The organism is Solibaculum intestinale, from assembly GCF_040096205.1.
GTDB classification, from domain to species: Bacteria; Bacillota; Clostridia; order Oscillospirales; family Acutalibacteraceae; genus Solibaculum_A; species Solibaculum_A intestinale.
Genome location: NZ_JBBMFD010000017.1, coordinates 1 through 26,978, shown reverse-complemented (window position 1 = coordinate 26,978; position 26,978 = coordinate 1). Strand labels below are relative to the sequence as shown.

Sequence of the window (26,978 nt, the reverse complement as noted above, 5' to 3'; positions counted from 1 at the left end):
TTTATGTTAAGACAAGCCACCCAAAACCTCATTACCGCCCTTTATCCGAGATTGTCCCATGAGGACGAGTTGCAAGGCGAGAGTAATTCCATATCGAACCAGAAAAGGATTTTGGAAACCTACGCCAAGCAGAACGGCTTTACTAATCTGCGCTGGTACACCGACGACGGCTTCTCCGGCGCGAACTTTCAAAGACCCGGTTTTCAAGCCATGCTTGCAGACATTGAAGCCGGGAAAGTCGGAACCGTCATAGTCAAGGACATGAGCCGGTTAGGGCGAAACTACTTGCAGGTAGGGTTTTACACGGAAATGCTGTTCCCTCAAAAGGGAGTGCGTTTTATCGCTGTCAACGACAATGTGGACAGCGCAAACGGCAGCATGGACAACGATTTTACCCCTCTGCGAAATCTGTTCAACGAATGGCTGGTGAGAGATACGAGCAAGAAAATCAAGGCAGTAAAACGAGCAAAAGGCATGAGCGGCAAGCCTGTTACCAGCAAGCCGGTCTATGGCTACCTCATGGACGAGGACGAGAACTATATCGTTGACGAGGAAACCGCGCCGGTTGTCCAGCAGATATACCAGCTTTGCCTTGCCGGGAATGGCCCGACCAAGATTGCCCGTATGCTTACGGAGCAGCAAATCCCCACGCCGGGGACGCTGGAATACCGCAGGACAGGCAGCACACGCCGCTACCACCCCGGCTATGAGTGTAAATGGGCGACAAACACCGTCGTTCATATCCTCGAAAACCGGGAGTACACCGGCTGTCTGGTAAACTTCAAGACGGAAAAGCCCTCTTACAAGGTCAAACACAGTGTAGAGAACCCCGTGGAGAAGCAGGCCATTTTTGAGAACCACCATGAGCCTATCATAGACCGGGAAACATGGGAGCGCGTGCAGGAGTTACGCAAGCAGCGCAAACGCCCGAACCGCTATGATGAAGTGGGGCTGTTCTCCGGTATGCTGTTCTGCGCCGACTGCGGCCATGTGATGTACCAGCAGCGGTATCAGAACAAGAACCGCAAGCAGGACTGTTACATCTGCGGCAGCTACAAGAAGCGCACCCGCGACTGTACGGCGCACTTTATCCGCACCGACCTGTTGACCGCCGGTGTCCTCTCCAATCTCCGGCAAGTGACGGAGTATGCCGCCAAGCATGAGAGCCGCTTTGTGAAGCTGCTTATCCAGCAGAACGAGATCGGCGGCAAGAGAAAGACCGCCGCAACCACCAGGCAGCTTGAACAGGCGCAGGAGCGCATTGCCGAAGTGAGCCGCATTATTAAGCGGCTGTATGAGGACAATGTGAACGGCAAAATCAGTGACGAGCGTTTCATGGAACTGTCAGCAGACTATGAGCAGGAACAGCGGGAACTGAAAGACCGCGCCGCCGCTTTGCAGGCCGAACTGGACAAGTCGCAGGCCGCCACCGTCAACGCGGAAAAGTTTATGGGTATCGTCCGAAAGCACCTTGCCTTTGAGGAATTGACCCCCACCCTCTTGCGGGAAATGATTGAAAAAATCGTCGTGCATGAGTGTAGCTATGACGAGAACGGCACCCGCAGGCAGGACATTGAGATTTATTACAGCTTTGTCGGCAAGATTGACTTGCCCGAAGCCTAACGCCCGACCTATCCGACACAATGGCCAAGTGCCGGATAGGAACGGCAAAATTTTTTACATTTCTATTACTTCTTTATCGCACATCAGTAAAAGCTAAAGGTTGCTCCCGACCTGCCAGACTATGTGAAAAGCGTCTACGGTATCGGCTACAAGTTTGAAATATGAAAGGCAGAAATGCCGTCATGATTTTCATATCATGGCGGCGTTTTTTAATTCCCCAATTTTTTCCACTTACCCATGCAACAATCCCCCGAAAAATGTACGGATATATGAAAGGTATTCTGAGTCATTTCAAATTTATTTTCAAAAGGGGGTGTCATTTTGCTTTAAAAATGTACGGATAGATAGGGAGAGTTTTTTGAAAGTTTGGAAGGAGGTGATAATAATCAAAGAGAAAATCCCCATCATGACCTATTCCCAGTACCGCCGTGCAAGAAAACTGGTTCATCAGTGCTGCAACTATGAGAGCGGGAACTGCCTTGCCCTTGACGATGGAGAAGAATGCGTTTGCGTGCAAAGTATTTCCTACTCTCTGCTGTGCAGGTGGTTTCGTGCCGCTGTCCTGCCTTTGGATGAACCTTTGGCGACTGCTTTGCTTTATCGGAAGGAGCAAAAGCGGTGTACTGTCTGCGGCCATCCATTCCTTCCCGGTTCCAACCGGGCGAAATACTGCAAGTCCTGTGCTGTCGTCGTTCACCGCGGTCAGAAAACAGCCAGTGACCGGAAAAGGAGGGCTGCCTGCGGACAATTAGAGACGAAAAAGCCTTGATTCTGTGGGCTTTGTAAGCGCCGGTCAACGGGATAGAGGGATAAATCCCTTTTACCCGTCCAAAACGAGCTTCTAATTGTCCGTATTGGGATTTTCCGTATTCGGGATTTCAGGACACGGCAAAGCGGACGCTCTGGAGCGTCCATATCCTGTCTTTCAGTCCGTGGCTTTCCCACCCCTCTGACGGCCCGGATTTAGACGGTAGTTAATAAGAAAGAGTTAATGTTAAGACAGTCAATATCAATCTATCTATCATAGCGATGGATGGATAGGAAGGAGAATTTATGCGATACATTCCATACAAAACAGATACCGATATTTCATCTTATATCATTTTCCCCCGTTTCCTTATCTCTCTGGATTTATCCAATGACGCCAAGATTCTGTATGCCCTGCTTTTGGACCGGGCGGGAATTTCCAAAAAGAAAGGCTATATCGAAGCGGGCGGGACTATCCGCCTGTATTTCACCGTGGAGGACGCCAAAGCGAAACTCCGCCGGAGCAGGCAGGTGACAACGCGGGCGTTTCACGAACTGGAATCCTGCGGCCTGATCTTCCGCCGGAAACAGGGCCTTGGCCGACCTGCTGTAATCACCCTGAATCTGCTGACTAACGAAAGGAGGGGCGCCAATGATTGATGAACAAAAGCTGTATGAGCTGCTGAAAGACTTTGACCCCGCTGTGGGGGAACGGATGGAGCAGCATTTCAAGGACGGAGCGTTTTACTTTGACCTTGGCGGCAGCAGCTATCCCTTCTTTGAGGGGAATACCCTCTACACGGTTATTCCCCATTTTGCGGAAAAAGGCTCGGAAGGGATCGTGAAGAAACTGAAGCGGCTGATGGAAAAGGATTTACGGGAAAAAGAATCAGAGACATAGCTGAAAAATCGAAACCGGAGCGTTATAATAAGGGCAACCGTTTACTTGGCTGCCTGAACAGAAAGGAGAAGTAAATGAACCAGCAGCCAGAGAAAATCACCGCTTTATACTGCCGCTTGAGCCAGGACGACGCCCTGGACGGGGAAAGCAATTCCATTACCAACCAGAAAACTCTATTAAGCAAATATGCCGCCGAACACGGATTTCGGAATATCCAATTCTTTGTAGACGACGGATATTCGGGGACCAGCTTCCAAAGGCCGGGGTTTCAGGAGATGATGAAATATGTGGAGGATTACAGCGTATCCGCTGTGATTGTCAAAGACCTGTCCCGGCTGGGCAGGGAGTATTCCTACATGGGGCGGCTTCAGGATTTCATTTTCCCCGCTTATGACGTCCGCTTTATCGCTATCAACGACGATGTAGACAGCGCCAAAGGGGAAAATGATTTTGCGGTGTTCAAAAATGTGTTCAACGACTACTACGCCAAGGATACCAGCAAGAAAATCCGGGCAGTGGTAAAGATGCGGGGCGAAGCCGGGGAACATCTTGCCAGCAATCCGCCCTATGGGTATGTGAAAGACCCGCAGGACAAAAAGAAATGGATTGTGGATGAAGAAGCGGCAAAGGTGGTGCGGCGTATCTTCAACCTCTGTATTGCGGGGAAAGGACCCATGCAGATCGCCAAAATCCTCACAGCCGACAAGGTGCTGACCGTTACCGCCCATCACGCAAGGCAGAAAGGCTGGGCCATGCCGGAGAACCTATACCGCTGGAATACCAACGCTGTGCTTCGGATTCTGGAACGGCGGGAGTACACAGGCTGTACTGTAAACTTCAAGACCTATACCAAGTCTTTGAAATTCAAAAAGCGGATGGAAAACCCGGTTGAGAATCAAAAAATATTCGAGGACACCCAGCCCGCCATCATTGAGAAAGTCCAGTGGGAACGGGTACAGGAACTGCGGAAGAACAAACGCAGGCCGACAAAAACAGGAAGAACCAGCATGTTCTCCGGCCTTCTCTACTGCGCCGACTGCGGGGCCAAGCTGTACTTCTGCACCTGCAATACCTACAAGGACGACAGCCAGAACCATTTTGTCTGCTCCAACTACAAAAGCAACACCGGCTCCTGCAAAATCCACTATATCCGGGAACAGGTGCTTTACCGGATTGTACTGGAAACTATCCAGCGGACATTGATTTACGTCCGTATGTTCCGAAAGGACTTTAAGCTGGAAATGCTGGCGCAGGACGAAGAAAGCCGGAAAGCGGAGCTGGCGGAAAAGCAGAAAGCCCTCTCCGGGGCGAGGAAGCGGATGGAGAATTTGGATAAGATTATCCAACACATCTATGAGGACAACGTGCTGGGCAAGCTGTCCGACAGCCGGTACTTAAAATTATCCCGTCAATATGAGAAAGAACAGACGGAGATTGAGCAGCTTGCCTCTGTACTGGAACGGGAAATTGAGGCACAGGCCGGGCAGGTTTCCGATGTGAACGAGTTTCTGAAGCTGGTGGACAAGTATCTGGATATTCCGGAACTTGACGCCGCCATTCTCAATGAGCTTGTAAGCAAGATCGTGGTACACAGTCCGGTAAGAGAGAACGGAAGGAAGCAGGTACAGATCGATTTGTACTTTACCTATGTAGGGCAAATCCGCATCCCTTTGAAGATTGGACGGGAGTCCTTAAACGAATCGGAACCGGCATGACTTAACACGCCGGTTCCGACCAAAATTCTTTTTACTTCCTTATGGGACGCTGCCTAATGCCCGGGGCTTTTTCCTGTGTAAAACCACGCCTGTTTTTCATTGCGTGCCTAGCCGCTTTCCAAAGTAAAACCGGGGGCCTAGACTCCGACCCAGCCTAACCCTCAGCGGCGTCCCGCTCGAGCGCCTTGCCCACGTCCGTCTCCCGGATCTTTTTGCGCAAAGGGAGCACATAGGAAGGGGACACTGACAGCTCGTCAATCCCCATAGCAAGGAAGGTTTCGGTCAAGCTCAGGTCCGCACCCAGCTCGCCACAGACGCCCACCCAAATACCCGCCTTGTGAGCGCTTTCCACCACGTAGCGGATCAGACGCAGCACCGCCGGATGGTGCGGGTCGTAGAAGGAATCCAGCTTGCGGTTCTGCCGGTCGATGGCCAGGGTATACTGGGTCAGGTCGTTGGTGCCGATGCTGAAGAAGTCCACTTCCCCGGCAAGCACATCGCTCATGACGGCGGCAGCCGGGGTTTCGATCATAATGCCAAGCTCCACCCCGTCCCAGAAGGGGATGCCCTCTTTTCGCAGCTCTGTTTTGACTTCCTCCACAAGTGTTTTAATCCGGCGCACCTCTTGCACTGAGACAATCATGGGGAACATAATGGCAAGGTTGCCGTAAGCGGAAGCGCGGTAGAGAGCGCGCAGCTGGGTTTTGAACACTTTCGGACGGTCTAAGCAGATGCGGATAGCCCGGTAGCCCATAGCGGGATTTTCTTCCCGGGGCAGGCCAAAGTAACCGATCTGCTTATCCGCACCAATGTCCAGGGTACGGATGACCACCTTTTTGCCGGCCATATTCTCCGCCACCGTTTTGTAGGCCTTAAACTGTTCCTTTTCGGTGGGATAATCCTTGCTTTCCAAGTACAAAAACTCACTGCGAAACAGTCCGATGCCATCCGCGTCGTTTTGCAGCACCGCCCCTACGTCGCCGGTATTGCCGATGTTGGCGTAAACATGGATCTTCCGCCCGTCTAAGGTAACGTTTTCCAGTCCCTTGAGCTGCAAAAGAAGGGCGTGCTGTTCCTCCTCGCGTTTCTGCTTTTGCTTCATGGCCGCAAAGGTATCCTCATCGGGCTCGATGTAAAGCCGGCCGGCAAACCCGTCCACAATGGCCATTTTCCCGTCGTACTCTTCCTTGAGGTCGTCTCCGAGCCCAATGATAGTGGGGATGTTCCTAGTGCGCGAGAGGATGGCCGTGTGGGAGTTTTGAGAGCCGAACATGGTGACGAAGGCCAACACCTTATTTTTGTCCAGCTGCACCGTTTCGCTGGGGGCCAGATCGTCCGCCGCTACAATAACCGGCTCGTCATACGTCTGCGCGGCACTGTCCGTGTCGGCCAAAATGCCCAGCACCCGGTCGGATACATCCTTGACGTCAGCCGCCCTGGCCCGCATATAGCTGTCCTCCATGGCCGAAAACATCTGGCGAAAATTATCCTCCGTGGTACCCACGGCAAACTCAGCGTTGACCTGCTGGGTGTTGATGATGTTCTGGACCGACTCGCAGTAATCCGGGTCCTCGAGCATCATCTGATGAATCTGGAAAATCATCGCCTGGGTTTCTCCCACCTCCTTGAGCGCCTTTTCATACAGGGTCTCAAGCTGGGTGGCGGCGGTCTGTTTCGCTTTCTCGAAGCGGCGAAGCTCCGCCCTGGTGTCCTCTACGTGATACCGGCGGATCTTCTGCTCGTTTCGTTTATAGAAGGAAAGCCGTCCGAAGGCAATGCCGCCGAACACGCCCGTTCCGTTTAAAATTCTCATGCGGTTTCCTCCTTTCATTTTGGCCGCCTGCCGCCTGCAAACCAGCGGCAGGCTCTTTTCTTTATAAATTCGTTTTCAAAAACGTCTCCATGGCCTTAGCCGCCGTCTCTTCGTCCTCGCCTTCGACGGTGACCACAATGGGCTGGTCCTTCTTGGCAATCAGGCCCATTACGGCGAAAATGCGCTTGGCGTCCGCAGTTTTCCCTTCCTTGTGGAGGGTGATCTTGCTTTTAAAGCGGTTGGCCTCCTTGACAAGCAGGCCGGCGGGACGGGCATGGATGCCCTCGGGATCGGTAATAACATAGGTAAATTCTTTCATCGGTGATTCGCTCCTTTTTCTTATTTGTCGGCTGCGGCGGTTTCCTTCTTGTCTTCTCTGATGGGCTTTTTGAGCAATGCCAGCATCAGCATCCCGACCACAGAGCCCGCCAGCAGCGCCGCCAGGTACCAGAAGGGGTTGCCGATGACCGGCACCACGAAGATGCCGCCGTGGGGCGCGCGCAGGGTGCAGTGAAAGAACATGGACAGACCTCCCGCCACCGCGGAACCCACCACGCAGGAGGGAATCACCCGCAACGGGTCGGCGGCGGCGAAAGGAATGGCTCCTTCGGTGATGAAGGACAGGCCCATCACGTAGTTGACCACGCCGGACTGGCGCTCTTTCTTGGTAAACCGGTTTTGAAAGAAGGTGGTGCACAATGCGATGGCGAGCGGCGCCACCATGCCGCCGATCATCACCGACGCCATGATCTCGAAGGAGCCTTCGGTCATAGTCGCCAGGGAGCCGGTGCCGAAGAGATAGGCCGCCTTGTTGATGGGGCCGCCCATGTCGATGGACATCATGCCCCCGAGCAAAGCGCCTAAGAGCACGAGAACCACCTCGTTGCCGCCGCGCATGGAGTTGAGCAGTTCGGTAATCCAGCTATTGAGGGCGCTCATGGGCGGGTTGACCAGGAAGGTCATGGTTGCCCCGATGGCAAGAATGCCCAGCACCGGATAGAGAAGCACCGGTTTGATGCCTTCCAGGCTTTTGGGCAGCTTATCGAATACCTTGCGCAGCAAAACCACCAGGTACCCGGCGATAAAGCCGGCCAGCAGCGCGCCCAAAAACCCGGCGCCGCCCGACACGGCCAGCGCCCCGCCCACAAAGCCAACCGCCAGCGCCGGCCGGTCGCCAATGCTCATGGCGATGAACCCCGCTAGAATGGGGAGCATAAAGCCGAAGGCCGCGTTGCCCACGGTATTAAGGAAGCGGGCGAAATCGGTATTCTTGCCGAAATTGGACGGGTCGAGGGCATAATGATCAAAGAGGAAGGAAAGGGCGATCAGGATGCCCCCGCCGATGACGAAGGGCAGCATATGGGAGACGCCGTTCATCAGATGCTTGTAAATCTGGCGGCCCACGCTTTCCTTGCCGTCGTTTTTCTGCTCCTGACCCTCTTCTCCCTTGCCCTGGTGATGGTAGGGGGCTACCTTGCCGCTTGTGGCCTCAGTCAAAAGCTCTTTTGCTTTGTTGATGCCGTTCGCCACCTTGGTCTGGATGAGAGGCTTGCCGTCAAACCGGGCCATGGGGACATTCTTGTCGGCGGCGATGAGAATGCAGCCAGCCTCTTCAATCTCCTCGGGCGTCAGCACGTTTTTCGCGCCGCCCGAGCCGTTTGTCTCCACCTTAATGGAAATGCCCAGTTCTCTGGCCGTGTTTTCCAGGCTTTCGGCCGCCATATAGGTGTGGGCGATGCCGGTGGGGCAGGCGGTGACCGCCAGCACCTGGTAACCCGTTTGGGCCTTGGACGTTTCCTTGGTTTCCTCCTGGAATTTCTCCGTTTCGCACTGGTCGATGAGAGATAAAAACACATCCGTGTCTTTGGCATGGATGAGCTTTTGGCGGAAGTCCTCGTCCATCAGCAGGATGGACAGCCGCCCGAGCACGTCTAGATGGATGTTGTCCGCCGTATCGGGCGCGGCAATCAGAAAGAACAGGTAGACGGGCGCGCCGTCGAGAGAATCGTAATCCACGCCGTCTTTGACCACCATGGCGCTCAGGGCGGCACGGCGCACCGCGTTTGTCTTGGCGTGGGGAATGGCAACCCCTTCCCCGATGCCGGTGGTGCCCTCTTTCTCCCGTCTTTGCACGCACGCTTTGTATGCAGCCGGGTCGCGCAGGCTGCCGGTCTGCTCCATCAGTTTTACCAGCCGGTCGATGGCCTGCTGCTTATCGGCCACCCTAGCGTTTAAATCGACGCCTTCTTTTTTGAGCAAATCGGTGATGCGCACGGCATTCTCTCCTTTCTCCTTACATGGCTGCAAGCAGCCGGTGGACTTCTTCTTTCGTAGCCAGCCTTTCCGAAAAGGCGCTGGCGCTTCCTGCCGCTACTCCCATACGGAAGGCGGTTTGCAGGTTTCCAGTTTGCAGATACCCGGCAAGGAAGCCGGCTACCATAGAATCCCCCGCACCCACCGAGTTTATAACCTTGCCTTTGGGCGCCGGGCTTTTATAAACGCTTCCGTCCTCGGTTTTGAGAAGGGCGCCGTCTCCGGCCATGGAAACGAGCACGTTGCGCGCGCCTAGCTCCTGGAGCTTCCCGGCATACCCGGCGATTTCATCGCCGTCTGTTACCGCAACGCCGAACAGCTCGCCCAACTCGTGATGGTTGGGCTTAATGAGGAAGGGATGGTATTTGAGGACGTTTTTGAGCAGGTCTTTGGTGGCGTCCACCACGAAGCGGATGCCTCTGCCCTGCAGCCGCCTGAGGATGCTCTCGTAAACGTCGCCGGGCAGGGTATCCGGAATGGACCCGGCCAGAACCAAAAAATCCCCTTTCCCCAGCACGTCGAGCTTTTCATAAAGCTTCCTCAAATCTTCCCCGCCCAGGCGAGGACCCCGGCCGTTGATTTCGCTTTCCACCTGGGCCTTGAGCTTGACGTTGATGCGGGACATTCCGTTTTCCACCCGGATGAAATCGGTCTTGCAGCCGGCCTCTCCGACGGCGCGTTCGATTTCCCGGCCGGTGAAGCCGGCGGTAAAGCCCAGGGCCACATTATCCACTCCCAGGTTTTTTAAAACAATGGACACATTGATTCCTTTGCCGCCGGGAAACACATCCTCAAACTCGGAGCGGTTGACCGCGCCCGGCTCAAAGAAGGGAACCCGGACGATATAATCGAGACAGGGATTAAAGGTTACGGTGTAAATCACAGGGTATCCACCTCCACAATCCGCGTATAGCTTCGGTATCGTTTTTCAGCAAGCACGGTGGTGAGAAGCGCAGCGTCCGCCAGCGCCCCGAAAGTCACGGAGGAGATCTGCCCGAATTTGCTGGGGTCGGCCAGCACAAACCCGTCCCGGCACCGGGAAAGCGCCTCCGCCTTCACCGCCGCCTCGCTGGCCTCCGGCGTGCTCAAACCGCAGCGGGGATGCACGCCGTTGACCCCGAAAAAGCCCTTGGTAAAATTGTATTTCTGTAAAAAGCGTACGGTTTCAGCGCCCACCGCCGCATCGGTGGAGGCTTTGAGCTCCCCGCCCAGGAGAATCACCCGGCAGCCGCCCTGGGCAAGCTTGCGGGCGTGAGAGAGGGCATTGGTCACGTACACCGCCCGCTTCTCCGTCAGGTGATCCACAAGCAGCTCCGTGGTGGTACCCGCGTCGATATAAACAAAGTCGCCCGGTGAGACGAGGGACGCCCCATAGGCGGCGATGCGCTTTTTCTCCTCCATGTTCAGGTCCTTGCGCACCGATACGTCGTCATCGGTGGTGCTGTATTCCCCTTCGAGGGCGGTGGCGCCGCCGTGGACCTTCTTGAGCCTGCCCATTTCGTGAAGGGCGGCAAGGTCCCGGCGGATGGTGGACTCGGACGTATCCAACAGCCCGGTCAGTTCCGTTACGGTAACGGCCTTTCGCTCCTGAAGCAGGTCGAGAATCGCCCGTTGCCGCAGTTCGGTCAGCATGGTTCTCACTCCCTTTCTGTCCCGATCATAACATCACTATCAGTCAAAGTCAATCATTTTAAACCGTTTATATAACAAATCTGTATGATTATTTTTGTATATATCGCTTAATTATAGTGGAAATTAGTGATTTATTCCTTTTATTATGATAGATAATGACTGATTCCGTCGCGTTTCCGGTGTTTTTCGCACATGAGAATAAAAAAGCCCCGGCAGCTGAAGCTGCCGGGGCTTTTTTATGGAATCAGGCATGGCGGATGTTGGTATGATCGGATAACTCCAAGCTCACAGTACAAAGATCACGCACCGCCGCTCCTGCCCGCCAATATGTTTTCCTGCCCCACCGGTTCACACGCCTGCCCCCCTTCTGCTTCATGGCTTTTATGATAGCACGGGGCAAACCAAGCCCACAAGCCGCGCTTTTTCCCAGTTTTCGCGGGAGATCACGGCTATTTTGGCGCTTTTTTCGATGGTTTCGGCTGGCGATGGAGAATCTTCTGAGCGTTTTCCAGCAGTTCCCTGGAATTGACCGCGAAAATCAGCAGCACAAAGGCCGCCTGCAAAAGCGCCCAGTAAGGCGGCTGCAGCAGCATACAGGCACTTTGAGCTACCAGCAGCAGGGTATTGGCGAACAGCTTTCCCGTGCCGTAGTCGATGAAGATAAACCATCTGGCCGATACCGCCCGCAGCAGAAAGACGAATAGATAGCTTGCGAAGGTGGCCAGAGCCGCGCCGTTTACCCCCATCATGGGAATGAGGAGGAAGTTGAGCCCGATGTTTAAGCCCGCGCCTGCCGCCGTGGTCACCAGGGAGAGCATGCTTTTCTTTTTGACCATGTAAACGCTGCCCAGAAAATTGACCAGACAGGAAAAGGCGGTGGCCAGCACAAGCAGGGGGATGTACTGCCAGGAATCGTAGAACTCGTCGGACACCAGAAGCTTGGTCATTAGCTTGCAGACCAGGATGATGCCGGAGGCCGCCATCATAATCAGGGCGCTGTAAGAGCGGAACACCTTAGTAAAAAACCGGGCACGGGCTTTTTCCTCGGTCACGGCGGAAAGCTGCCAGGCGTCCATGAAGATGCCGGAAATCAGCACCACGATGGAGGGAATCTTATAAGCCACCGCGTACAGGCCGTTGGCCCCTTCTCCGCACAAGGCGGTGACGATGTACCGGTCGGAAACGTTGGTAATCCACCAGAACATGGTGTTTGGAATCATAGGGACCGCATACTTGAGCATGGCCCTGACGGTGGATCCCTCCATCCCGCCAATGCGGATATACCTGGAAAGCCGCCCCATGAAAAACAAAAACACCACCGAAATAAAGTCGGAACAGACCATGGCCAGCACATAGCCGGAAATACCCCATCCGAACGCTACCAGGAAAAGCACGTTGAAGAGGATAGTGGTGGCGGTGCTGAGAATGCCGTCGAAGGCGTAGAGGCGCACGAGGCCTCTGGCCCTGGTAAACTGGGAACACAGAGAGCGCAGGGAGGACATGAGGACAAAGGCGTAAATAAGCCCCGTATGCCCGGAAATCACATCCACCTGGTTCAAAAGCGGCCAGAATGCCAGCAGCGCCCCGAACCCGCAGAAAATGGTTAGCAGACCGGTGGAAAACACGTCGGTTTTTCGCACGCTTTTGTCCAGCCCGAAGCGTACCACCGCATTGACGATCCCCAGCGACACCAGCGGCAGCAACAGGTTACCCGTCTGTACCAGCAAATCGGTCACGCCGTATTCCTCGTTGCTCAACACCGTCGTATAAAGGGGCATGAGCAGGAACACCAGCACCTTCGAGCTGAAGGTGCCGATGGCAAAAATCACCGTATTGGAAATCAGCTTTTTGTACTTATCCATCGGCTGGGCTTGGCTCCTTTATCGAAAATATGACTTGTCCCTATTGTATGGCATTTGCCCCGCGCCGCCCCTCGAAAGCCGTCGGAAAGAGGACATGCCACCTGTTTCAAATTTTTGCCGGACCGGGCCAAGAAGAGCCCCGCCGGCGCATGCCGATGAGGCCCAATGTACGTGAACCTTTCACTCAGAAAAGAATTTTTCTTCAAACGTTTCTTCTGGCTGCGGTTTTCCGAAAAGGTAGCCCTGGATGGTATCCAGCCCCATCTGCCCGACAGTCTGGTATTCCTCCGGGGTTTCCACCCCTTCCAGACACACCCGTATGTCCACGTCATGGCACAGCTCCACTACAAAACGAATGAAGGTGGCGTCAAAGCGGCTGGTACGGATGTCCCGGATGAAGGTCTTGTCAATTTTGACAATGTCGGCCGGGGAATTTTTGAGAATTTCCAGCGAGGAATAGCCGGTGCCGAAATCGTCCATGGCAATGCGCACGCCCAGGGCGCGGATCTGGTCGAAGAGCTGCTTGAGGGTCCCGCTTTCCCGGGCCAAATACGTTTCGGTCAGCTCCACCACCAGATTCTTGGGGTCGAGCCGTTCTTCCTTGAGGGTACTTTCCAAAAAAGGCAAAAAATCGTCCTCGGCAATCTGTACGTAGGACAAGTTGACGCTCATGACAAAATCCGGGTCTATCCGGGTCCATTCCTTGCACTGGCGCACCGCTTTCTGCAGAATCCATCGGCCCACCGGGAGGATCAGGCCGCTCTGCTCGAGCAGAGGGATGAACACCGCCGGCGGCACCTGTCCATACTTCTCACACTGCCACCTGGCAAGCGCCTCCGCTCCGGTCACATGCCCGTCCCGCGCCGCCACCTGAGGCTGATAATAAAGCCGGAATCCAGCGAACCGGTTCTCCACGCTTTCCCGCAGCAGCTCAATGAGCTCCAGATCCTTTTCCTTGCTTGAAAGAATTTCCTCGGAAAAGAAGGTCACCCGGCCGCGCCCGGCCGCTTTGGAGGCTTCCAACGAATACCCCGCGTATTTGAGCAGGTCGAGATAGGTACGGGCATCCTCCGGATAGCGCACACAGCCGGCGGATAATGTGGAGTAATACTTATTCCCGCTAAGCTTTTGCTGGTGGGAAAAGCTCTTGGAAACCGCCTGATAGATCGATTCCAGCCCCTTTCGCCCGCCGTTTGGCAGTAAAACGCCGAATTCATCCCCGTCGAGCCGGTAAAGGACGGCGCCGTTCGGCAGCAGCGCCTGGATTTTCTGAGCGGTGGCATGCAGCACCTCATCTCCAAAACTGCGGTCGTACAGATCGTTGACCCGTCGGAAATCGTCCATTCCCAGCACCATGATCCCCAGTTTCCGGGTTTCCTGGCTGTGGATGCATTCCTCCACCTGGTCTTCAAAGGCGTATTTGTTGTAAAGGCCGGTCATGGGGTCGATGCGGTTTCGTTTTCCAAGCTTGGAGATGATTCCGGCAAACAGGGTGGGCTCTCCGGCCTCGTCTCGCTCCAGGTGTCCCCGGCAGCGCAGCCAGACCCACTCGCCCTTTTGGTTGACCGCCCGGTATTCCACACAGTGGGTGTCGGTGCGCTCGTCTGTGATCTCCTGGTTGGACTCCAAAAAAGCCTGCTTGTCATGTTCGTGGACCTTGGCCCCCCAGACGGCGGCAGCGTTCTCCACCACCTCGCCCGGCAAGCCGAATTCCTCCACCATCGCCTTCGGATACCGAAACGTCCCGGTCTTCATGTTGCAGATGTAAATATAATCGTCGGTGCTGTGCTCCAACGCGTGATACAGACGGTCCTTGTCGTAATCAAAAACCTCTTTGTCCGCTCTTCGCTGCTTTCCCGGCCTTTGGGGCTGCTTCTGGGCCAGCTCGATGTGGAACCGGCGCTTCTGCTCGTACATTTTTTCGTCCGCCTGGGTGAGCACCTCTTTGACGGTGACAAATTCCTCCCCCAGCACCTCAACCAGCCCATAGCAAAAGCTCAATGCATAAGGAACGTTCTTTTCTTCCCTTATTTTCCTCAGCCGCTCCTGGATGGCGGCCATCCGCTGGACGGCAGCCTGCTTGGAAAGCCCGTAAAAAACGACAACGAATTCATCCCCGCTCAGACGGAAGGCAAATTCTCCCGGTGAAAGCGCCCGGCGTACGCCGTCGCTAATCAAGGTAAGCATCCGGTCCCCCTCGGAATGGCCGTAGGTGTCGTTGACCTCCTTGAGTAAATTGACGTCGTACAGTGCCACGCTAACACAGACCTCTTCCATCTTCGCGCGCGCAAGCGCTTCGGACAGGGCGAGCTTCCCCGCCCGGCGGTTTAAAAACTCCGTCAGCTCATCAATACGCGCTTCTCGGGTCAGCTTTCGGGAGGCGGTAATGTCCACCGACTGCTGCAGATGCACCAGCGACCCGTCCAGCCAGCGGATGAGCGTATCGTAATTTTCATAAATACGCCCCGTCACCGTGTTCTGTTCCTCCCAGATACAGGAAGGATTCTCCTTACCGCTTTGTACCAGCTCCTCCACCGGGCAAAACTCGCACCGGCCGGCCATCCCCTTCTGCAAAACCTGCCAGCAGATTTTACCTTTCGGGTTTTCGATGCCGAAGTCCCTCTTCATCGACTGGTTCATAAACAAAATCCGATCGGTCTTTGCATCGGTGACATAGACGCTGGCGCTCATGCAGTCGAGCATGGAATTAAAGACCAATTCCTGAACACGGTTCTCTTCCTCGCGGTCGCGGTTGGAAAAAGAAATGCCCATAGCCATGGTAATCGTTGCGAGCATTTCCCTCTCCTGATCCGTCCAGCCTTTCGCAGCCCCGTCCTTTGTAAAAAAGGCCAGGCCCAGCCGTCTGCCCATATGGATGACCGGCAGGGCGAGGGTATGCATTTCCTCAGCGGGACCTGCATACGCGAGACGTACCGCTTCTTCCACCCATTCCTGCGCTGGATCGCTTTCCCGGCCCAGCTGGCTGAGCCTGGAAAACAAGGAGGCAGGCATCTGAGAAACCGGGATTTCCCGTGTACCATCCATCTTTGTCCATACGGCGAACTTCTTGCAGGTTCCCTGCCCGTCCAGGCACATCAATGCAAGGCGGTCCAGCGCCGCCGTAGCCGATAAAAAGTCCGCCAGCGCCTCCAAGTCCGTCAAAAGCGGGCGGCTTCTTTCAAAAAAGGGCTTAAGGGCGCTGAAATAGGAATAAAATTGTTGAAGGCGATCCGGACTTTGCTGCTCTCGTTTCATGGCAATACTCCGATCGGATGATACACCCTAGAATGGTCTTATTATAGCCGCTGCAAACCGGAAACACAATGGCCCTGGATGGACTTTCCAGCTATAAGACATGAAAAAACATTGAGCGTTTCCTCCTCCCCGCTCTTTGAACGGAATTCTCTCTTTCATAACTGTGCCTTTCTTCCTTGCGGCTGATCCATCCGGACAAAAGAAAGGGGTTGCAGCCCCCCCTTCCCCCCTGCGCATCCCTTTTGCGGCAAAAGCCGCCCAGGCTTATGCATAAAGCATAACCGGGCGGCTTTTGTATCCGCTTGCCTTTACTCGGAGCGCAGCGCTTCCACTGCGTCCCGCTTGGACGCCATGCGGGCCGGGATATGCCCGCCCAGCATGGTCAGCACCGTGCTGACGGCCACCAGCAGCACCGCGTGGATCAACTGCAGGTTTGCCACGTTTTCCAGTTCCGTCATGTTGTAAAGGATCTGGTTGATCGGGAAGTTTAGCAGCCAGGCGATCACCACGCCCAGCACCCCGGAAAAGATGCCAAGGATGCAGGTTTCCGCGTCGAACACCCGGGTGATGTCCTTCTTGCGGGCGCCCAATGCCCGCAAGATGCCGATTTCCTTGGTGCGCTCAAGCACCGAGGTATAGGTGATGATGCAGATCATAATCAAACTGACCACCAGAGAGATGGCGGCGAAGGCCACCAGCACGATGGTAATGCCGTCCATAATGCCGCCGGTCATAGTGGACATGGTGGCGGCCAGGTCGGTGTAGATGATCTGGTCATCCGCGTCCTTGCCTTCGTTGTAAGCGTCCAGGTAGTCGGTAACCGCGTCCTTATCGCTGAAATTGTTGGGGTAGACCATCACCATATACGGCGTGGCGTTGCCGCCCAGATAGGAAAGGAAGGAGGACTTGGTTTCCTCGTCCAGGTCTTCCATGGTCATGACGTTTTTGTCGCTGTCCTTCTGAGCCTTGACGATTTCCGAATCCATCGCCGTATCGATTATCATCTGGGAAAGCTCGTCGCTGTAAGCAAGGCCCGCGCCCAAAAGGCCGTAGCCCAGGTCCTCCTTCTGGCGGACCACGCCCGCGATGCGCACCGTCACCGCGTCGGCGGAATCGTACATAGCGGCGTAATCGGTGCCGGGCAGGAAGGTGCCGAACTCGGTCTTCACATAATAGTCGTCATTGGGAATGAGCTTCATTTCCAGGCCCACGATCTCGGAAAAGGGAATGCTTTCCCTTCCTTCCACGTCAATGCCTAAGTTTTTGAACACATCCACCTTGACTTCGTTGTTGGCGTCCACCACAAGCACCATATCCGTAGGGCTTTCGGGGTAGCTCCCTTCCAGCAGGTCATAATTTTTCTGAAGGTACGACCCGCCGTCCTCCTTAAGCTCCTTGGGGTAGGAGGACAGATGCATGGAACCCATTGCCGATTCCGAACCCGAGCCGGACGCGCTGTCCGACAGCGTGACCGGGACCACGTCCCCGTCTACCTGGCGCAGCAGGTTCATGTTGACGATACGGGTATAGCCGATGCCGCTGCAGATTTCCGGGTCGATCCCGTTGAGATAATCCATATATTCGTCGGTAAAGACATTTTGGTGCATGATCTGGGACTCGGACGGGTCATAGAGGTAGACCTCCTTGGAATCGGAGTATTCCCCCGCGCCCTTGACCTGATCCTGCATCTTTTTGGACTGCTCCATCATGGTGTCCATATCCACCTCGGCCGCCTTCTGGGAAATAAAGATGGGGAATTCGGCCATGGCATCCTGCTGGAACTGGTCGATCTGGGTGCGAAAGCCGGTGGAAAGGCTTAGAATGACCGCAATGCCGATGATGCCGATGCTGGAGGCAAAGGAGGTAAGAAAGGTGCGGCCCTTCTTGGTTTTGATGTTGTTAAAGGAGAGCTTGAGGGCAGTGAAAAAGCTCATGCTGGTCTTTTTCAGGGTAAACATATCCGGCTTGGGCCGCTCCTGGTGAGGATGGCTGTCGGAAATGATTTTGCCGTCCTGAAACCGGATGATCCGGTCGGCGTATTTTTCCGCAATTTCCGGGTTATGGGTGACCATGATGACCAGCCGGTCCTTGGCCACCGACTGGATTAAGTCCATAATCTGAAGGCTTGTGGCGGTGTCCAGCGCGCCGGTAGGCTCGTCGCACAAAAGGATCTCCGGGTCGTTTGCCAAGGCCCGGGCAATGGCCACCCGCTGCATCTGACCGCCGGAAAGCTGATTGGGCTTTTTGTGCAGATGATCTTTTAGGCCCACCTGCTCAAGCACCTGCAGCGCCCGCTTACGCTTTTCTTCGGAAGACACGCCGCTTAAGGTCATACCCAGCTCCACGTTCTCCACAATGCTCAGGTGCATAATCAGGTTGTAGCTCTGGAAAACAAACCCCACCGAATTGTTGCGGTAGGCGTCCCAGTCCCGCTCCTTGAAATCAGAGGTTTTCTTCCCCTTGATGACAAGCTCGCCCGAATCGTACCGGTCGAGCCCGCCGATGATATTCAGACAGGTGGTCTTTCCCGACCCGCTGGTTCCCAAAATCGCCACGAATTCCTTCTGCCGGAACGCCACGCTGATGTCGTCGAGGGCTTTGGTTTCAATGTCTCCTACCCGGTAAGTTTTTCGAATATGCTTGAGTTCTAGCATGATTGCGTGCCTCCTTTGTCTGCCTGCTGATATGCGAGAATCCGGCGCAGAATCTCCTGGGCGGCCGCAATGCCCCCCAGGACCGCGTCGAACTTCTCCGGTGGAATGGTTTGCAGCACGGCGTCATACGCCTGAAACTTTTTCTTTATCCGGGACAAGGCGTCCTTTCCCCGGTCCGCCAGCTGTAAGGTTACCACCCGCGCGTCCTCTTTGCCGCGGGCCCGCAGCAGAAAGCCTTCCCGCTCCATCTTCTTGCAGAGGTTGGACGCGTTGGCCTGCCCCATCCCGGTGGCGTGGCACAGGGAGCTTACGTTGTCGACGGTTCCCTGCTCAAGGCCCAAAAGCACCAGCGCCTGCAAAACCGTCAGCCCTTCCGACTGAACCACTGGATCCATGGCCTTTTCCATATACGTCTTGGTCAATTGAATGTCCCGCAGCACCTGCTCGCGGAAAAGCCGCAGCTCCACCGTTCTCCCCCCTTGTCTGGTGCTGTTCGCCAGCCTCATTTACATGTGTATCACATATAATAGGCTTTTTTCCGTCCTCTGTCTACTTCGGAATCCGGAATTTAACAAAAGCTTCACATCTGTGATGGTTTTCAAAGAAAAAAGGCCGGAAACCGGCCTTTTTTCTGGTGAGAACGACACTTTATTTCCATTTTTTCCTCACAGGAGGGTCATCAGCCAGAGAACCGCCAGAAACCCCAGGTTAAAAAGGGTAAAGGTTCCCAAATACCGCAGCGGCTTTGCGTCCGCCTCTGCCCCGTAGAACTGGAAGGAAATCAGGCTTGCCAGAGACGCGATCAGCGTTCCCAGCCCTCCTAAGTTCGTCCCAATCAGCAGACTGGCCCCGTCCCCGGTAAACCGGGAAAGGAGCACGGCGGCGGGTACGTTGCTGATGACCTGGCTGCTGACAATGGCGGTGGCCACCGGGGCCGTGCTCAGAAAGCCGGAGAACATCTCCTGGAAAAAAGGGATGCGCCCCATGTTCCCGGAGAAAATGAAAAAGAAGACAAAGGTGAGGAGCAGGCCGTAGTCCGCCCGTTTGAGAAGGGACGGGTTTCTCCATAAAGCAACGCCTGCGACCAATACCACCGCCGCCGGATAAGGCAGGACATGCAAAACCGCCAGCAGACAGCAGACGAACAGCATCCCGTAGAGGATTACGTCCAGCCTGCTTGATACTGCGGCCGGTTTTGGAAAGCGGACGGTCAAGGTTTCCTTGGGGAAGAGAAATCCGCACAATAGAAGCAGCAAAAGGCTGCACCCGGTAAACTTCCCCATAATAAGCAGAAAGTCCAACGGAGAAATGGAAAAGGTGGTGTACAAATACAGGTTCTGGGGATTGCCGAAGGGGGTGGCCATGCTACCCAAATTGGCCGCTATCGTCTGCAAAACAATCACTTTGATCAAGTGTCGACGCTCTCCCAGCAAGCTGAGCACTAGAATGGCGAAGGGAACGAAGGTAATCAGGGCTACGTCGTTGGTGATGAGCATGGAAGAAAAGAACGGGAGCAGCACCAATAAAAGCACCAAAGCCCGCAACTTCCGCTTTCCCTGCAAAAGCTTTTGGGACAAAACGGCGAACACGTTGCAGCTTTGCAGCCCTGCAACCACCACCATCAACGAAAAAAGCAGGCATAGCACCCGCAGGTCCAGGTAGGAGAAATAGGTTTTGTCGGGCGGCACAAAAAAGGCGGAAGCCGCCGCGCAGACGGCCGCCGCCACCAAAACCGCATGTTTTTTTAAAAAAGCAACCCGCTTTTTCTTCACGTGATCACCGCTCATTTCCGAAGAAGTTTCAGCCGCCCCCTGCTTTGGCCCAAAACCAGCCCGGCACATGCAAATAGGGGCTTATTTTGTCAGCCGCGCCACCGTCTCCACATGGGCATATGTATATTACTCTAATTCCACCAAAAGTGGAAGATGGTCGGAATAGCTTGTCCATGTATTATCTAAAATGCTAATTTTTCGCAGGCGTGACGGCGCCAAAAAACAATAATCAATATGAAAGCCCTTGTCGAGATGCCGATGCAAATAGAATGTCGGTGACGTTTCTTTGCCGGACTTTTCCCCTGTCATTAGATGATAAGCAGAGTGCAATCCTTTTTGCTCTAATTCCTTAACTACTCTGGTATGATTTCTCATTCCATGTGCACGATCCCAAATGCTGTTGCTATTTAGATCGCCTATAATGACGCTGGTTTCCGTTATGCGGTCTAAGTTGATGCTTTGATAAATGCAATATTCTTCGATATAGGGATTGCATGCCCAAACTGCTATTAAATCGAAGGATTCCTGTACGCGTACCGATAAAAAATTTCGCAGCACATATTTGGGCCAATAATTCTCACTTATTTTTACGCCAGCCTTTGCAAAAACACCCAGCCCTCGACTTTTGCTTTCACCTGTCCAAAGGTGCTTAGCTGAAAAGGTTTCTGCGTATGGATAGTCCGCTGGGGGTTCACTTAGATAAAGATACCACACCAATCCCACGCTGACTTTTGCTCAACCAATACAGCCGGAGGGCTGGATAACAAGAAAAGGCGGTATGCGCCCCGTGGAGGGGTAGCATATCGCCTTTTCTTGTGGGGGTTTCCAAAGGGGGCAACGCCCCCATTTGGCACACGACTTTGCGAAGCAAAGTGTAGTGTGTTATACGCTCTGTCGGCGTTGTCGTGAAAATGCCGTTGCCGCCGGGGAGGGCAAGGGCATTTGAAGCGGCAAGATTTGAAGCGGCAAGAAAACAGGGCTGTGCTTGCGTGGCGTGGAGCCGCAAGCGCAGGTCTGGTTTCATCAGCAGACAGGGCGTATATGAAAGCCCCCGTCCCTCGTCCTACGCTCCGACTTGTGGACAAAGTGTCCCGAAGTTGTGGCCACACTCCCGGAAAAGTAGCAGGACAGCGGGCAACCGTCAAGGCTGAAATGAACGGGGTTACACCCGGCCTTGACCGCCGCCCGCCGCCCCGCTGGATGGGTGGACAAGGCGGCCAATCCCTCAAAGTGCTTGGCCGCGCTCTTTCTGATTTTGAGGTATTCAGTTTTTCAAAATTGAATAATCAAAATAAATTTTTTCGATTGAAAAAATTTTATTTGTTATCATCTTCAATGCCATATTTTTTCTTTTGCCGAATCACATAATTACTGATTTTTTCATCATATAGTGGATACTGGTAATCCAACTGGCATGCCACTTCTGACGAAACCTCCCGGAACAATGCCATACATTGTTCAAAGGATTCCCACATATGGGGATAGGAATCCATATTATAAGTAGACATAAGTCGTTCCCACAATTCCTCTGGGACATATTGCTTCATAAATTTATAGTTTTTTCCCAAACTGAAATGAAATCCCTGTTTGATACCAATCAGCCAGGAAATCATGCGAAGCAATTCTTTTCGTACTATATCATTCATATGGTCAATAGCAAAAAGAATTTCTTTGCGGCATAAGCCCTTTACTACATATGTTGTAGTATTCCAAAATTCATTACAGCAATCGTCAAACATTCTTTGAGTAGGCTTCTGCAAGTGGTAGTCTATATCCGTTGGTATTGGCGGCTTTACGATACGGTTGTCTTTATCCAACAGTAACTTTACCAGTTTATCCCATGTAAAATACTCGTCTATCAGTTCCAGCGGCAGCAAAGTTAAATCTATCTTAACATCATCAGTAAACAGCATTAAATATGAAAATCCCTTTTCTACAGCTGGAAATAATTCCATATCTTCCGGCTTTTGCAGAATCAACCTTTCACCAAATATATCTAGCCATTTATCATCACTTGTGAAGCTGTCCATATCCGTAACAAAAAAAGTAATATCAAAATCCTGAAAATCATCAGGCGGAATATTTGTATTTGTTCTAGATCCTTCCAAAGTAACCATGCGAATGCGTTTGTCTGTTTTTGCAAAATTCAAAACAATATCATAAACTTCCTTTTCTGATCTCATTTTTATCTCCTCCAATTATTGAAATAGGTGTGAAGCCATTTTAGGGCTTTCCCGCCTTGATTGCCCATCAGCAAAGACGGGCGGGACTGTCAACGGCGGCGCATTTATGCGCCGTTCATCTTGACCGTTGATTGGCCCCGCTAACTTTGCTACTCTGTTCTAAGTAATTCCTCAATTTGTTTTTTCATATATTCTACAAGTGCCATCGCTTCCTTTTCTACTGTCTCCCATTCATCAGACAAATTTCCCAAATAAGCTTCCTTTGCCGTTGTTAGCAGGGGGGGAAATCTCTCCGGCAATTTTAAAATTACCCATTTTGCGGCAACATCTTTTGTCGTGATTTCTTCTGTTACTAAAGTAAACCACATTCGTGATAAGGTTAATAACACATTTCTTTCATCACCCTTAAAGCTGGAAATCAAACCAGGTAAAGAAAACCGAATTGCTTTTTTAATTTCGTGAAATGGGATAGCGGGAATAAGCTCTTTGCTTTCCGCCCCCTTCAAAGTTATGCTATTTTTTCTTGCTTGCCATAATAAAATCATTATATCTGGGTCATTGCAGGCTTGCGGATATTCTCCTGCTTCCATCTCTCCCCTTAGCCATTCACCATACATATACTGACATTTTGGCGGAAATTGCAACGGAACAATATCAGATTGATTGATAATAGTTACCTCTAAAGGTCTTTTTTCAATACAGCCTACGGAGCCAGAAATTTTCAATAATTGCTTTGTTAGATCTGCTCTGATTGAATTACTCAATTCTTGTTTAGTAATTATCAGTATATCTATATCACTATCTGGACGCAGCCCATTCATTGTTGCTGAACCATATAAATATATCCCCAATATTTGACCTTGTAATATGGTTTCTGCTATTGAAATAACTTGATTTACTTGTTGTGGAAATTCATTTATATTCATTGTAACTCCTATATGTATTTATTTTTACTCCTCAACAACTGATAAAACAGCGTCTAAGGCTAATTCTAAGGCTATGGATATACTTGTTTTTCCCCATTCTCTTTCTTGGTATTTATGAGGGTCTGCAAGAGTATCGGCTGAAAAAAGCAGCATAGCCCATGTAACTTTTCTAAATTTTGCACACGCCGCCAATGCGGAACATTCCATTTCTACTACTTGACATCCCTCTTCTTTCCGATACTGAACCATTTCTACTGTTTCTCGATAAAAACCGTCTGTTGTCCATGTTTTAACTTCCCAATATGGTATATTCTTTTGGCTTAAAGCAGATTCAATCGCATTTATACCAGCCTTTGAAATCTCTACTTCTCGGGAGGGAGGAAGATAATGGTAAGATGTTCCCTCATCTCTCAATGCAGAAACAGGTATCAAAAATCTATTTTCCGGGATGTCTTCCAATACGCCGCAGGAGCCGACGGAAATAATCTTTGTTACACCCCCTGCAATTAAATATTCTAAAACTTGGACGGCAGCAGCACTTCCCACAGGAGCCGGACATAGACATATTTTCTCCTGATTATAAAGACATTCATAAATAGGATATCGTCTTGTTGCACTTTCAAATTCATCTATCTGTATTCCATCATGGGTATGTGCATAATTTTCAACCTCGTCTCCTAAAAAAGCAAACACTGCTTTTGCAGGAAAACATTTTTTCCCATTTCCCGGCTGAAAAACAGCTTTTGATGCGGTATCGTACTCTAAAACAGGGTAGTCATGCTTTACTAATGGCATATTATTATCTCGAATAACAGGCTATTATTCTATTCCTTTCATCATCTTTTTTGCCAACTGCTTGAACAGGTCGGCAGTTTCTTCATCCATCGGTGCAAGCTGTCCGATCTGTCCGGCAACCATCGCCGCTACATCGTCAATGGAAAGCGGGTTTTGCTTCTGTTCCGCCAATGCGTCCCGCATGGCTTGGAACATCGCGGCGGTCACAGCTTCTCCCGGCTGTTCCCCGTTGTCAATGTCTTTCTTAATATCCCGCAGGATAGCAAGGAACACATTTTTGATTTTCTCAATCTCCGCCTCATGTTCCCCCATCTTCTGGGCGTTCAAAAGCTGTAAATCCTGCTTTGCTTCCGCCCGGTGTTCCGGGTGTTCTTTCATCAGGTCGGACAGGGAAGCCGTTGCTATCTCGATAAGCTGGTTTCTTGCTGTTATGCCTTTTGCCGCTGTGTCCTGAAAATAAATCCGTATCAAATCTATCAGCTTAGGAAAATTCCTGTGTTCCAACAGGCGGTTGAGGATTTGCACATCAACAGCACCCGTCACGAGCCCCCTCACGGCTCCCTCGGACAAGCCTAATTCAGAAATATCGTAGCTTTTACGGACGCTCACGGTGGATAAGCCCAGTATGTAGTCTGTCGATACCTTAAATTCCTTTGCCACGCCTATGAGAATATCACTGCTGACCGTTCTCGTTTCGCCGCTGACAATGCGGCTCAACTGGGAAGCGGAAACCCCTATCTTCTCCGCAAGTTCCTTTTGTGTGATGTGGTTCCCGTTGCATAAATCGGAAATCCGCTGTCCGGGTGTTCCGGGTAAAGCCATAGATACGCACCTCCTCCGCATACTTCCATTATACAGAATGATTGCAAAAAATGCAATTTCCAAAGTGTAAACTTCATCAAAATGCAATTCTCGCAAAATTCCGGGGATTGCATTTTTTTCGTGTAGACTTAGGGTAGTTCATCGATGGACAGCACCTTGAAAACAGAATGACCGTCCGAAAAGGAATACCCCGGCTGGGGAAGCACCGCAAGGAGCCGGACTTCGGGACAAAATGTCCCGAAGTATGGGGAGCGTGCCAACGCCGGAACACGCCGCTATTGTCGGGGCCCCCGCAAAGCCGCATGGCTTTGTGGGGAGAGGAGGAGCAGCGGAGCGAGTGAGTTTTGCCGCTTGCGGTGAAACGAACGATACGCAGCTTGCGACGACGAGGCAGGAAACCTTTTCGGGGAAAACGGCAACGGAAAGCAAAATGGAGGGAACGCATGAAAGATAACCCCTATAAAAACTTGCCGCCGCTGGAACGCAGGCCGGACGGTTCCCTTTACCGCATGACACCGGCGCAGAGGAAACAGGCGGCCAGCCTGATACGCCGGGAGTGCTGTTGTTGTGAGGACGGCAACTGCATTGTCCTTGACGATGGGGACACCTGCACCTGCCCGCAGACAGTTTCTTTCTCGGTCTGCTGTAAGTGGTTCCGCTGGGCGGTCTTGCCGCTGGACGGAACGCTGGAAGCGGGGATTTTCCGGGATAAGGACTTGAAACGCTGTGCGGTCTGCGGTGGCGTGTTCGTCCCCAAATCCAACCGGGCAAAATACTGCCCCGGCTGTGCCGCCAGAGTTCACAGGCGGCAGAAAACAGAAAGTGAACGGAAAAGGAGGTCTGCTGTGGACAGTTAGGAGCGAAAAAAGCCTTGATTTATCAGGCTTTGCAAGCCCCAAACCGGGGCAGGTGGTATAAAGTATCGCCCGCCCCGGAAAACGGGCTTCTAACCGTCCACAAAACGCACTATGACAAATACCATCTATATCCATCAGCCGGAAAAGGCGTTCAGCTTCACCCGGCTCCCGAATTTCCTCTTTGAAGCCCCCACATTCAAGGCCCTGTCTAACGAGGCAAAGGTTCTGTACGCCTTTATCCTGCGCCGGACAGAGTTATCCCGCAAGAATGGGTGGGCGGATGACTGCGGACGGATTTTCCTGTATTACCCTATCTGTGAAGTGGTCACACTGCTCCATTGTGGGCGGCAGAAAGCGGTGAATACCCTGCGGGAACTGCAATACGCCGGACTGGTGGAGATCCAGAAGCAGGGCTGTGGAAAACCCAACCGCATTTTCCCAAAATCCTATGAAGCGGTTCCAAACACCGACTTCAAGAAATCCGGTTCTGGTACGCCGGAGGACTGAAAACCGTACCCATGAAGTACGGAAATCACTCCTGAGACGTACGAAAACCGGACGGTATATAGAAATACAAAGATAAAAAGATTGATTTATATTCTATCCATTCCAATCCTATCCGAGCTATTTTCTGCGGGATTTTCCCTGTGGAAAACCCCGGATAGGAAAGGAATGGGGAAAGGAGCAGAATGGCACAACACGCAATTTTACGGTTTGAGAAGCACAAGGGCAACCCGGCAAGGCCGCTGGAAGCCCATCACGAAAGACAGAAAGAACAGTATGCCAGCAATCCCGACATTGACACAAGCCGGAGCAAATACAACTTCCATATCGTCAAGCCGGAGGGACGCTATTACCACTTCATTCAGAGCCGGATTGAGCAGGCCGGGTGCCGAACCCGCAAGGACAGCACACGGTTTGTCGATACGCTGATAACCGCCAGCCCGGAGTTTTTTAAGGGGAAATCCCCAAAGGAGATACAGGCGTTCTTCCAAAGGGCGTCGGACTTCCTCATTGGCCGGGTAGGACGGGAAAATATCGTGTCGGCGGTGGTACACATGGACGAGAAAACGCCCCACCTGCATTTGACCTTTGTTCCGCTGACAAA

General features: G+C 52.6%; 24 protein-coding genes. 9 read left to right on the top strand and 15 right to left on the bottom strand.

Features of this window, described 5'->3' with window-relative positions:
- The first annotated feature begins 3 nt into the window (after window positions 1–3).
- From WMO26_RS09630 to WMO26_RS09610, 5 genes are all read left to right on the top strand, one after another.
- Window positions 4–1,623 carry a recombinase family protein gene (locus tag WMO26_RS09630; protein WP_070087575.1) on the top strand — a complete coding sequence of 540 codons (1,620 nt, stop codon included), beginning with the start codon at window positions 4–6 and terminating at the stop codon, window positions 1,621–1,623.
- Between the two features lie 406 nt (window positions 1,624–2,029).
- A complete protein-coding gene (locus WMO26_RS09625) occupies window positions 2,030–2,392 on the top strand; it encodes a cysteine-rich VLP domain-containing protein (RefSeq protein WP_435431555.1) in 363 nt (120 codons plus the stop codon).
- 284 nt (window positions 2,393–2,676) lie between these two features.
- Window positions 2,677–3,030 carry a replication initiator protein A gene (locus tag WMO26_RS09620; RefSeq protein WP_349219972.1) on the top strand — a complete coding sequence of 118 codons (354 nt, stop codon included), beginning with the start codon at window positions 2,677–2,679 and terminating at the stop codon, window positions 3,028–3,030.
- Window positions 3,023–3,271: a hypothetical protein gene (locus tag WMO26_RS09615; protein ID WP_349219970.1), complete on the top strand. Its 249-nt coding sequence runs from the start codon at window positions 3,023–3,025 to the stop codon at window positions 3,269–3,271. The genes WMO26_RS09620 and WMO26_RS09615 overlap by 8 nt, the downstream gene beginning before the upstream one ends.
- Window positions 3,272–3,345: 74 nt before the next feature.
- Window positions 3,346–4,986: a recombinase family protein gene (locus WMO26_RS09610; protein WP_349219968.1), complete on the top strand. Its 1,641-nt coding sequence runs from the start codon at window positions 3,346–3,348 to the stop codon at window positions 4,984–4,986.
- A gap of 154 nt (window positions 4,987–5,140) precedes the next feature.
- On the opposite strand, the gene ptsP is transcribed toward WMO26_RS09610, so the two are convergent.
- The 11 genes from ptsP to WMO26_RS09555 all read right to left on the bottom strand — a co-directional run bounded on the left by ptsP (window position 5,141) and on the right by WMO26_RS09555 (window position 21,010).
- A complete protein-coding gene (ptsP, locus tag WMO26_RS09605; protein ID WP_349219966.1) occupies window positions 5,141–6,799 on the bottom strand; it encodes a phosphoenolpyruvate--protein phosphotransferase in 1,659 nt (552 codons plus the stop codon).
- Window positions 6,800–6,860: 61 nt separating this feature from the next.
- On the bottom strand, window positions 6,861–7,118 hold the full coding sequence (locus tag WMO26_RS09600; protein ID WP_349219964.1) for an HPr family phosphocarrier protein: 258 nt from the start codon (window positions 7,116–7,118) through the stop codon (window positions 6,861–6,863).
- A gap of 20 nt (window positions 7,119–7,138) precedes the next feature.
- Window positions 7,139–9,073, bottom strand: a complete 1,935-nt coding sequence (locus WMO26_RS09595) for a PTS fructose transporter subunit IIABC (RefSeq protein ID WP_349219962.1) — start codon at window positions 9,071–9,073, stop codon at window positions 7,139–7,141.
- Between the two features lie 19 nt (window positions 9,074–9,092).
- Window positions 9,093–9,995 (bottom strand): 1-phosphofructokinase, encoded by a 903-nt coding sequence (gene pfkB / locus WMO26_RS09590; protein WP_349219961.1) that lies wholly within the window; start codon window positions 9,993–9,995, stop codon window positions 9,093–9,095.
- Window positions 9,992–10,744, bottom strand: a complete 753-nt coding sequence (locus WMO26_RS09585; RefSeq protein ID WP_349219959.1) for a DeoR/GlpR family DNA-binding transcription regulator — start codon at window positions 10,742–10,744, stop codon at window positions 9,992–9,994. The genes pfkB and WMO26_RS09585 overlap by 4 nt, the downstream gene beginning before the upstream one ends.
- 449 nt (window positions 10,745–11,193) lie before the next feature.
- A complete protein-coding gene (locus tag WMO26_RS09580; protein WP_349219957.1) occupies window positions 11,194–12,606 on the bottom strand; it encodes a lipopolysaccharide biosynthesis protein in 1,413 nt (470 codons plus the stop codon).
- A 180-nt stretch (window positions 12,607–12,786) separates the two neighbouring features.
- Window positions 12,787–15,768, bottom strand: a complete 2,982-nt coding sequence (locus WMO26_RS09575; RefSeq protein WP_349219955.1) for a bifunctional diguanylate cyclase/phosphodiesterase — start codon at window positions 15,766–15,768, stop codon at window positions 12,787–12,789.
- Between the two features lie 401 nt (window positions 15,769–16,169).
- Complete coding sequence (locus WMO26_RS09570) at window positions 16,170–18,515, bottom strand: ABC transporter ATP-binding protein/permease (protein ID WP_349219954.1); 2,346 nt, start codon at window positions 18,513–18,515, stop codon at window positions 16,170–16,172.
- On the bottom strand, window positions 18,509–18,982 hold the full coding sequence (locus WMO26_RS09565; protein WP_349219952.1) for a MarR family winged helix-turn-helix transcriptional regulator: 474 nt from the start codon (window positions 18,980–18,982) through the stop codon (window positions 18,509–18,511). The genes WMO26_RS09570 and WMO26_RS09565 overlap by 7 nt, the downstream gene beginning before the upstream one ends.
- 198 nt (window positions 18,983–19,180) lie before the next feature.
- Complete coding sequence (locus WMO26_RS09560) at window positions 19,181–20,287, bottom strand: SLC13 family permease (RefSeq protein ID WP_349219951.1); 1,107 nt, start codon at window positions 20,285–20,287, stop codon at window positions 19,181–19,183.
- Window positions 20,288–20,413: 126 nt separating this feature from the next.
- Window positions 20,414–21,010, bottom strand: a complete 597-nt coding sequence (locus WMO26_RS09555; RefSeq protein ID WP_349219950.1) for a hypothetical protein — start codon at window positions 21,008–21,010, stop codon at window positions 20,414–20,416.
- A gap of 219 nt (window positions 21,011–21,229) precedes the next feature.
- Here WMO26_RS09555 and WMO26_RS09550 point away from each other — a divergent pair, with 219 nt between their 5' ends.
- On the top strand, window positions 21,230–21,655 hold the full coding sequence (locus WMO26_RS09550) for a hypothetical protein (RefSeq protein ID WP_032548332.1): 426 nt from the start codon (window positions 21,230–21,232) through the stop codon (window positions 21,653–21,655).
- Here the strand turns inward: WMO26_RS09550 and WMO26_RS09545 are convergent.
- The 4 genes from WMO26_RS09545 to WMO26_RS09530 form a co-directional block, all read right to left on the bottom strand.
- Window positions 21,604–22,470 (bottom strand): aminoglycoside 6-adenylyltransferase AadE, encoded by an 867-nt coding sequence (locus tag WMO26_RS09545; RefSeq protein ID WP_001255868.1) that lies wholly within the window; start codon window positions 22,468–22,470, stop codon window positions 21,604–21,606. The two genes, WMO26_RS09550 and WMO26_RS09545, sit on opposite strands and share 52 nt — an antisense overlap.
- 149 nt (window positions 22,471–22,619) lie before the next feature.
- Window positions 22,620–23,396 (bottom strand): ANT(9) family aminoglycoside nucleotidyltransferase, encoded by a 777-nt coding sequence (locus tag WMO26_RS09540; RefSeq protein ID WP_002578722.1) that lies wholly within the window; start codon window positions 23,394–23,396, stop codon window positions 22,620–22,622.
- 24 nt (window positions 23,397–23,420) lie between these two features.
- Window positions 23,421–24,191, bottom strand: coding sequence for a nucleoside phosphorylase (locus tag WMO26_RS09535; RefSeq protein WP_002578723.1), 771 nt, complete (start codon window positions 24,189–24,191; stop codon window positions 23,421–23,423).
- Between the two features lie 24 nt (window positions 24,192–24,215).
- A complete protein-coding gene (locus WMO26_RS09530) occupies window positions 24,216–25,013 on the bottom strand; it encodes a helix-turn-helix domain-containing protein (RefSeq protein ID WP_071429279.1) in 798 nt (265 codons plus the stop codon).
- Window positions 25,014–25,456: 443 nt separating this feature from the next.
- Between WMO26_RS09530 and WMO26_RS09525 the strand changes: the two genes are divergently transcribed.
- The 3 genes from WMO26_RS09525 to mobV form a co-directional block, all read left to right on the top strand.
- Complete coding sequence (locus WMO26_RS09525; RefSeq protein ID WP_074022009.1) at window positions 25,457–25,870, top strand: cysteine-rich VLP domain-containing protein; 414 nt, start codon at window positions 25,457–25,459, stop codon at window positions 25,868–25,870.
- A 111-nt stretch (window positions 25,871–25,981) separates the two neighbouring features.
- Window positions 25,982–26,377 carry a replication initiator protein A gene (locus tag WMO26_RS09520; RefSeq protein ID WP_349219948.1) on the top strand — a complete coding sequence of 132 codons (396 nt, stop codon included), beginning with the start codon at window positions 25,982–25,984 and terminating at the stop codon, window positions 26,375–26,377.
- A gap of 182 nt (window positions 26,378–26,559) precedes the next feature.
- A partial coding sequence (gene mobV / locus WMO26_RS09515; protein ID WP_349219946.1) for a MobV family relaxase occupies window positions 26,560–26,978 on the top strand: 419 nt, incomplete at its 3' end.

Excerpts from the sequence above, each read along its gene's own strand:
- WMO26_RS09630 (WP_070087575.1), top strand. The coding sequence starts at position 4 with ATGTTAAGACAAGCCACCCAAAACCTCATTACCGCCCTTTATCCGAGA.
- WMO26_RS09585 (WP_349219959.1), bottom strand. The coding sequence starts at position 10,744 with ATGCTGACCGAACTGCGGCAACGGGCGATTCTCGACCTGCTTCAGGAG.
- WMO26_RS09540 (WP_002578722.1), bottom strand. The coding sequence starts at position 23,396 with ATGAATATAAATGAATTTCCACAACAAGTAAATCAAGTTATTTCAATA.
- WMO26_RS09525 (WP_074022009.1), top strand. The coding sequence starts at position 25,457 with ATGAAAGATAACCCCTATAAAAACTTGCCGCCGCTGGAACGCAGGCCG.
- WMO26_RS09530 (WP_071429279.1), bottom strand. The coding sequence starts at position 25,013 with ATGGCTTTACCCGGAACACCCGGACAGCGGATTTCCGATTTATGCAAC.
- WMO26_RS09535 (WP_002578723.1), bottom strand. The coding sequence starts at position 24,191 with ATGCCATTAGTAAAGCATGACTACCCTGTTTTAGAGTACGATACCGCA.
- WMO26_RS09545 (WP_001255868.1), bottom strand. The coding sequence starts at position 22,470 with ATGAGATCAGAAAAGGAAGTTTATGATATTGTTTTGAATTTTGCAAAA.
- WMO26_RS09570 (WP_349219954.1), bottom strand. The coding sequence starts at position 18,515 with ATGCTAGAACTCAAGCATATTCGAAAAACTTACCGGGTAGGAGACATT.
- WMO26_RS09625 (WP_435431555.1), top strand. The coding sequence starts at position 2,030 with ATGACCTATTCCCAGTACCGCCGTGCAAGAAAACTGGTTCATCAGTGC.
- WMO26_RS09615 (WP_349219970.1), top strand. The coding sequence starts at position 3,023 with ATGATTGATGAACAAAAGCTGTATGAGCTGCTGAAAGACTTTGACCCC.
- WMO26_RS09610 (WP_349219968.1), top strand. The coding sequence starts at position 3,346 with ATGAACCAGCAGCCAGAGAAAATCACCGCTTTATACTGCCGCTTGAGC.
- WMO26_RS09580 (WP_349219957.1), bottom strand. The coding sequence starts at position 12,606 with ATGGATAAGTACAAAAAGCTGATTTCCAATACGGTGATTTTTGCCATC.
- WMO26_RS09600 (WP_349219964.1), bottom strand. The coding sequence starts at position 7,118 with ATGAAAGAATTTACCTATGTTATTACCGATCCCGAGGGCATCCATGCC.
- WMO26_RS09620 (WP_349219972.1), top strand. The coding sequence starts at position 2,677 with ATGCGATACATTCCATACAAAACAGATACCGATATTTCATCTTATATC.
- ptsP (WP_349219966.1), bottom strand. The coding sequence starts at position 6,799 with ATGAGAATTTTAAACGGAACGGGCGTGTTCGGCGGCATTGCCTTCGGA.
- WMO26_RS09520 (WP_349219948.1), top strand. The coding sequence starts at position 25,982 with ATGACAAATACCATCTATATCCATCAGCCGGAAAAGGCGTTCAGCTTC.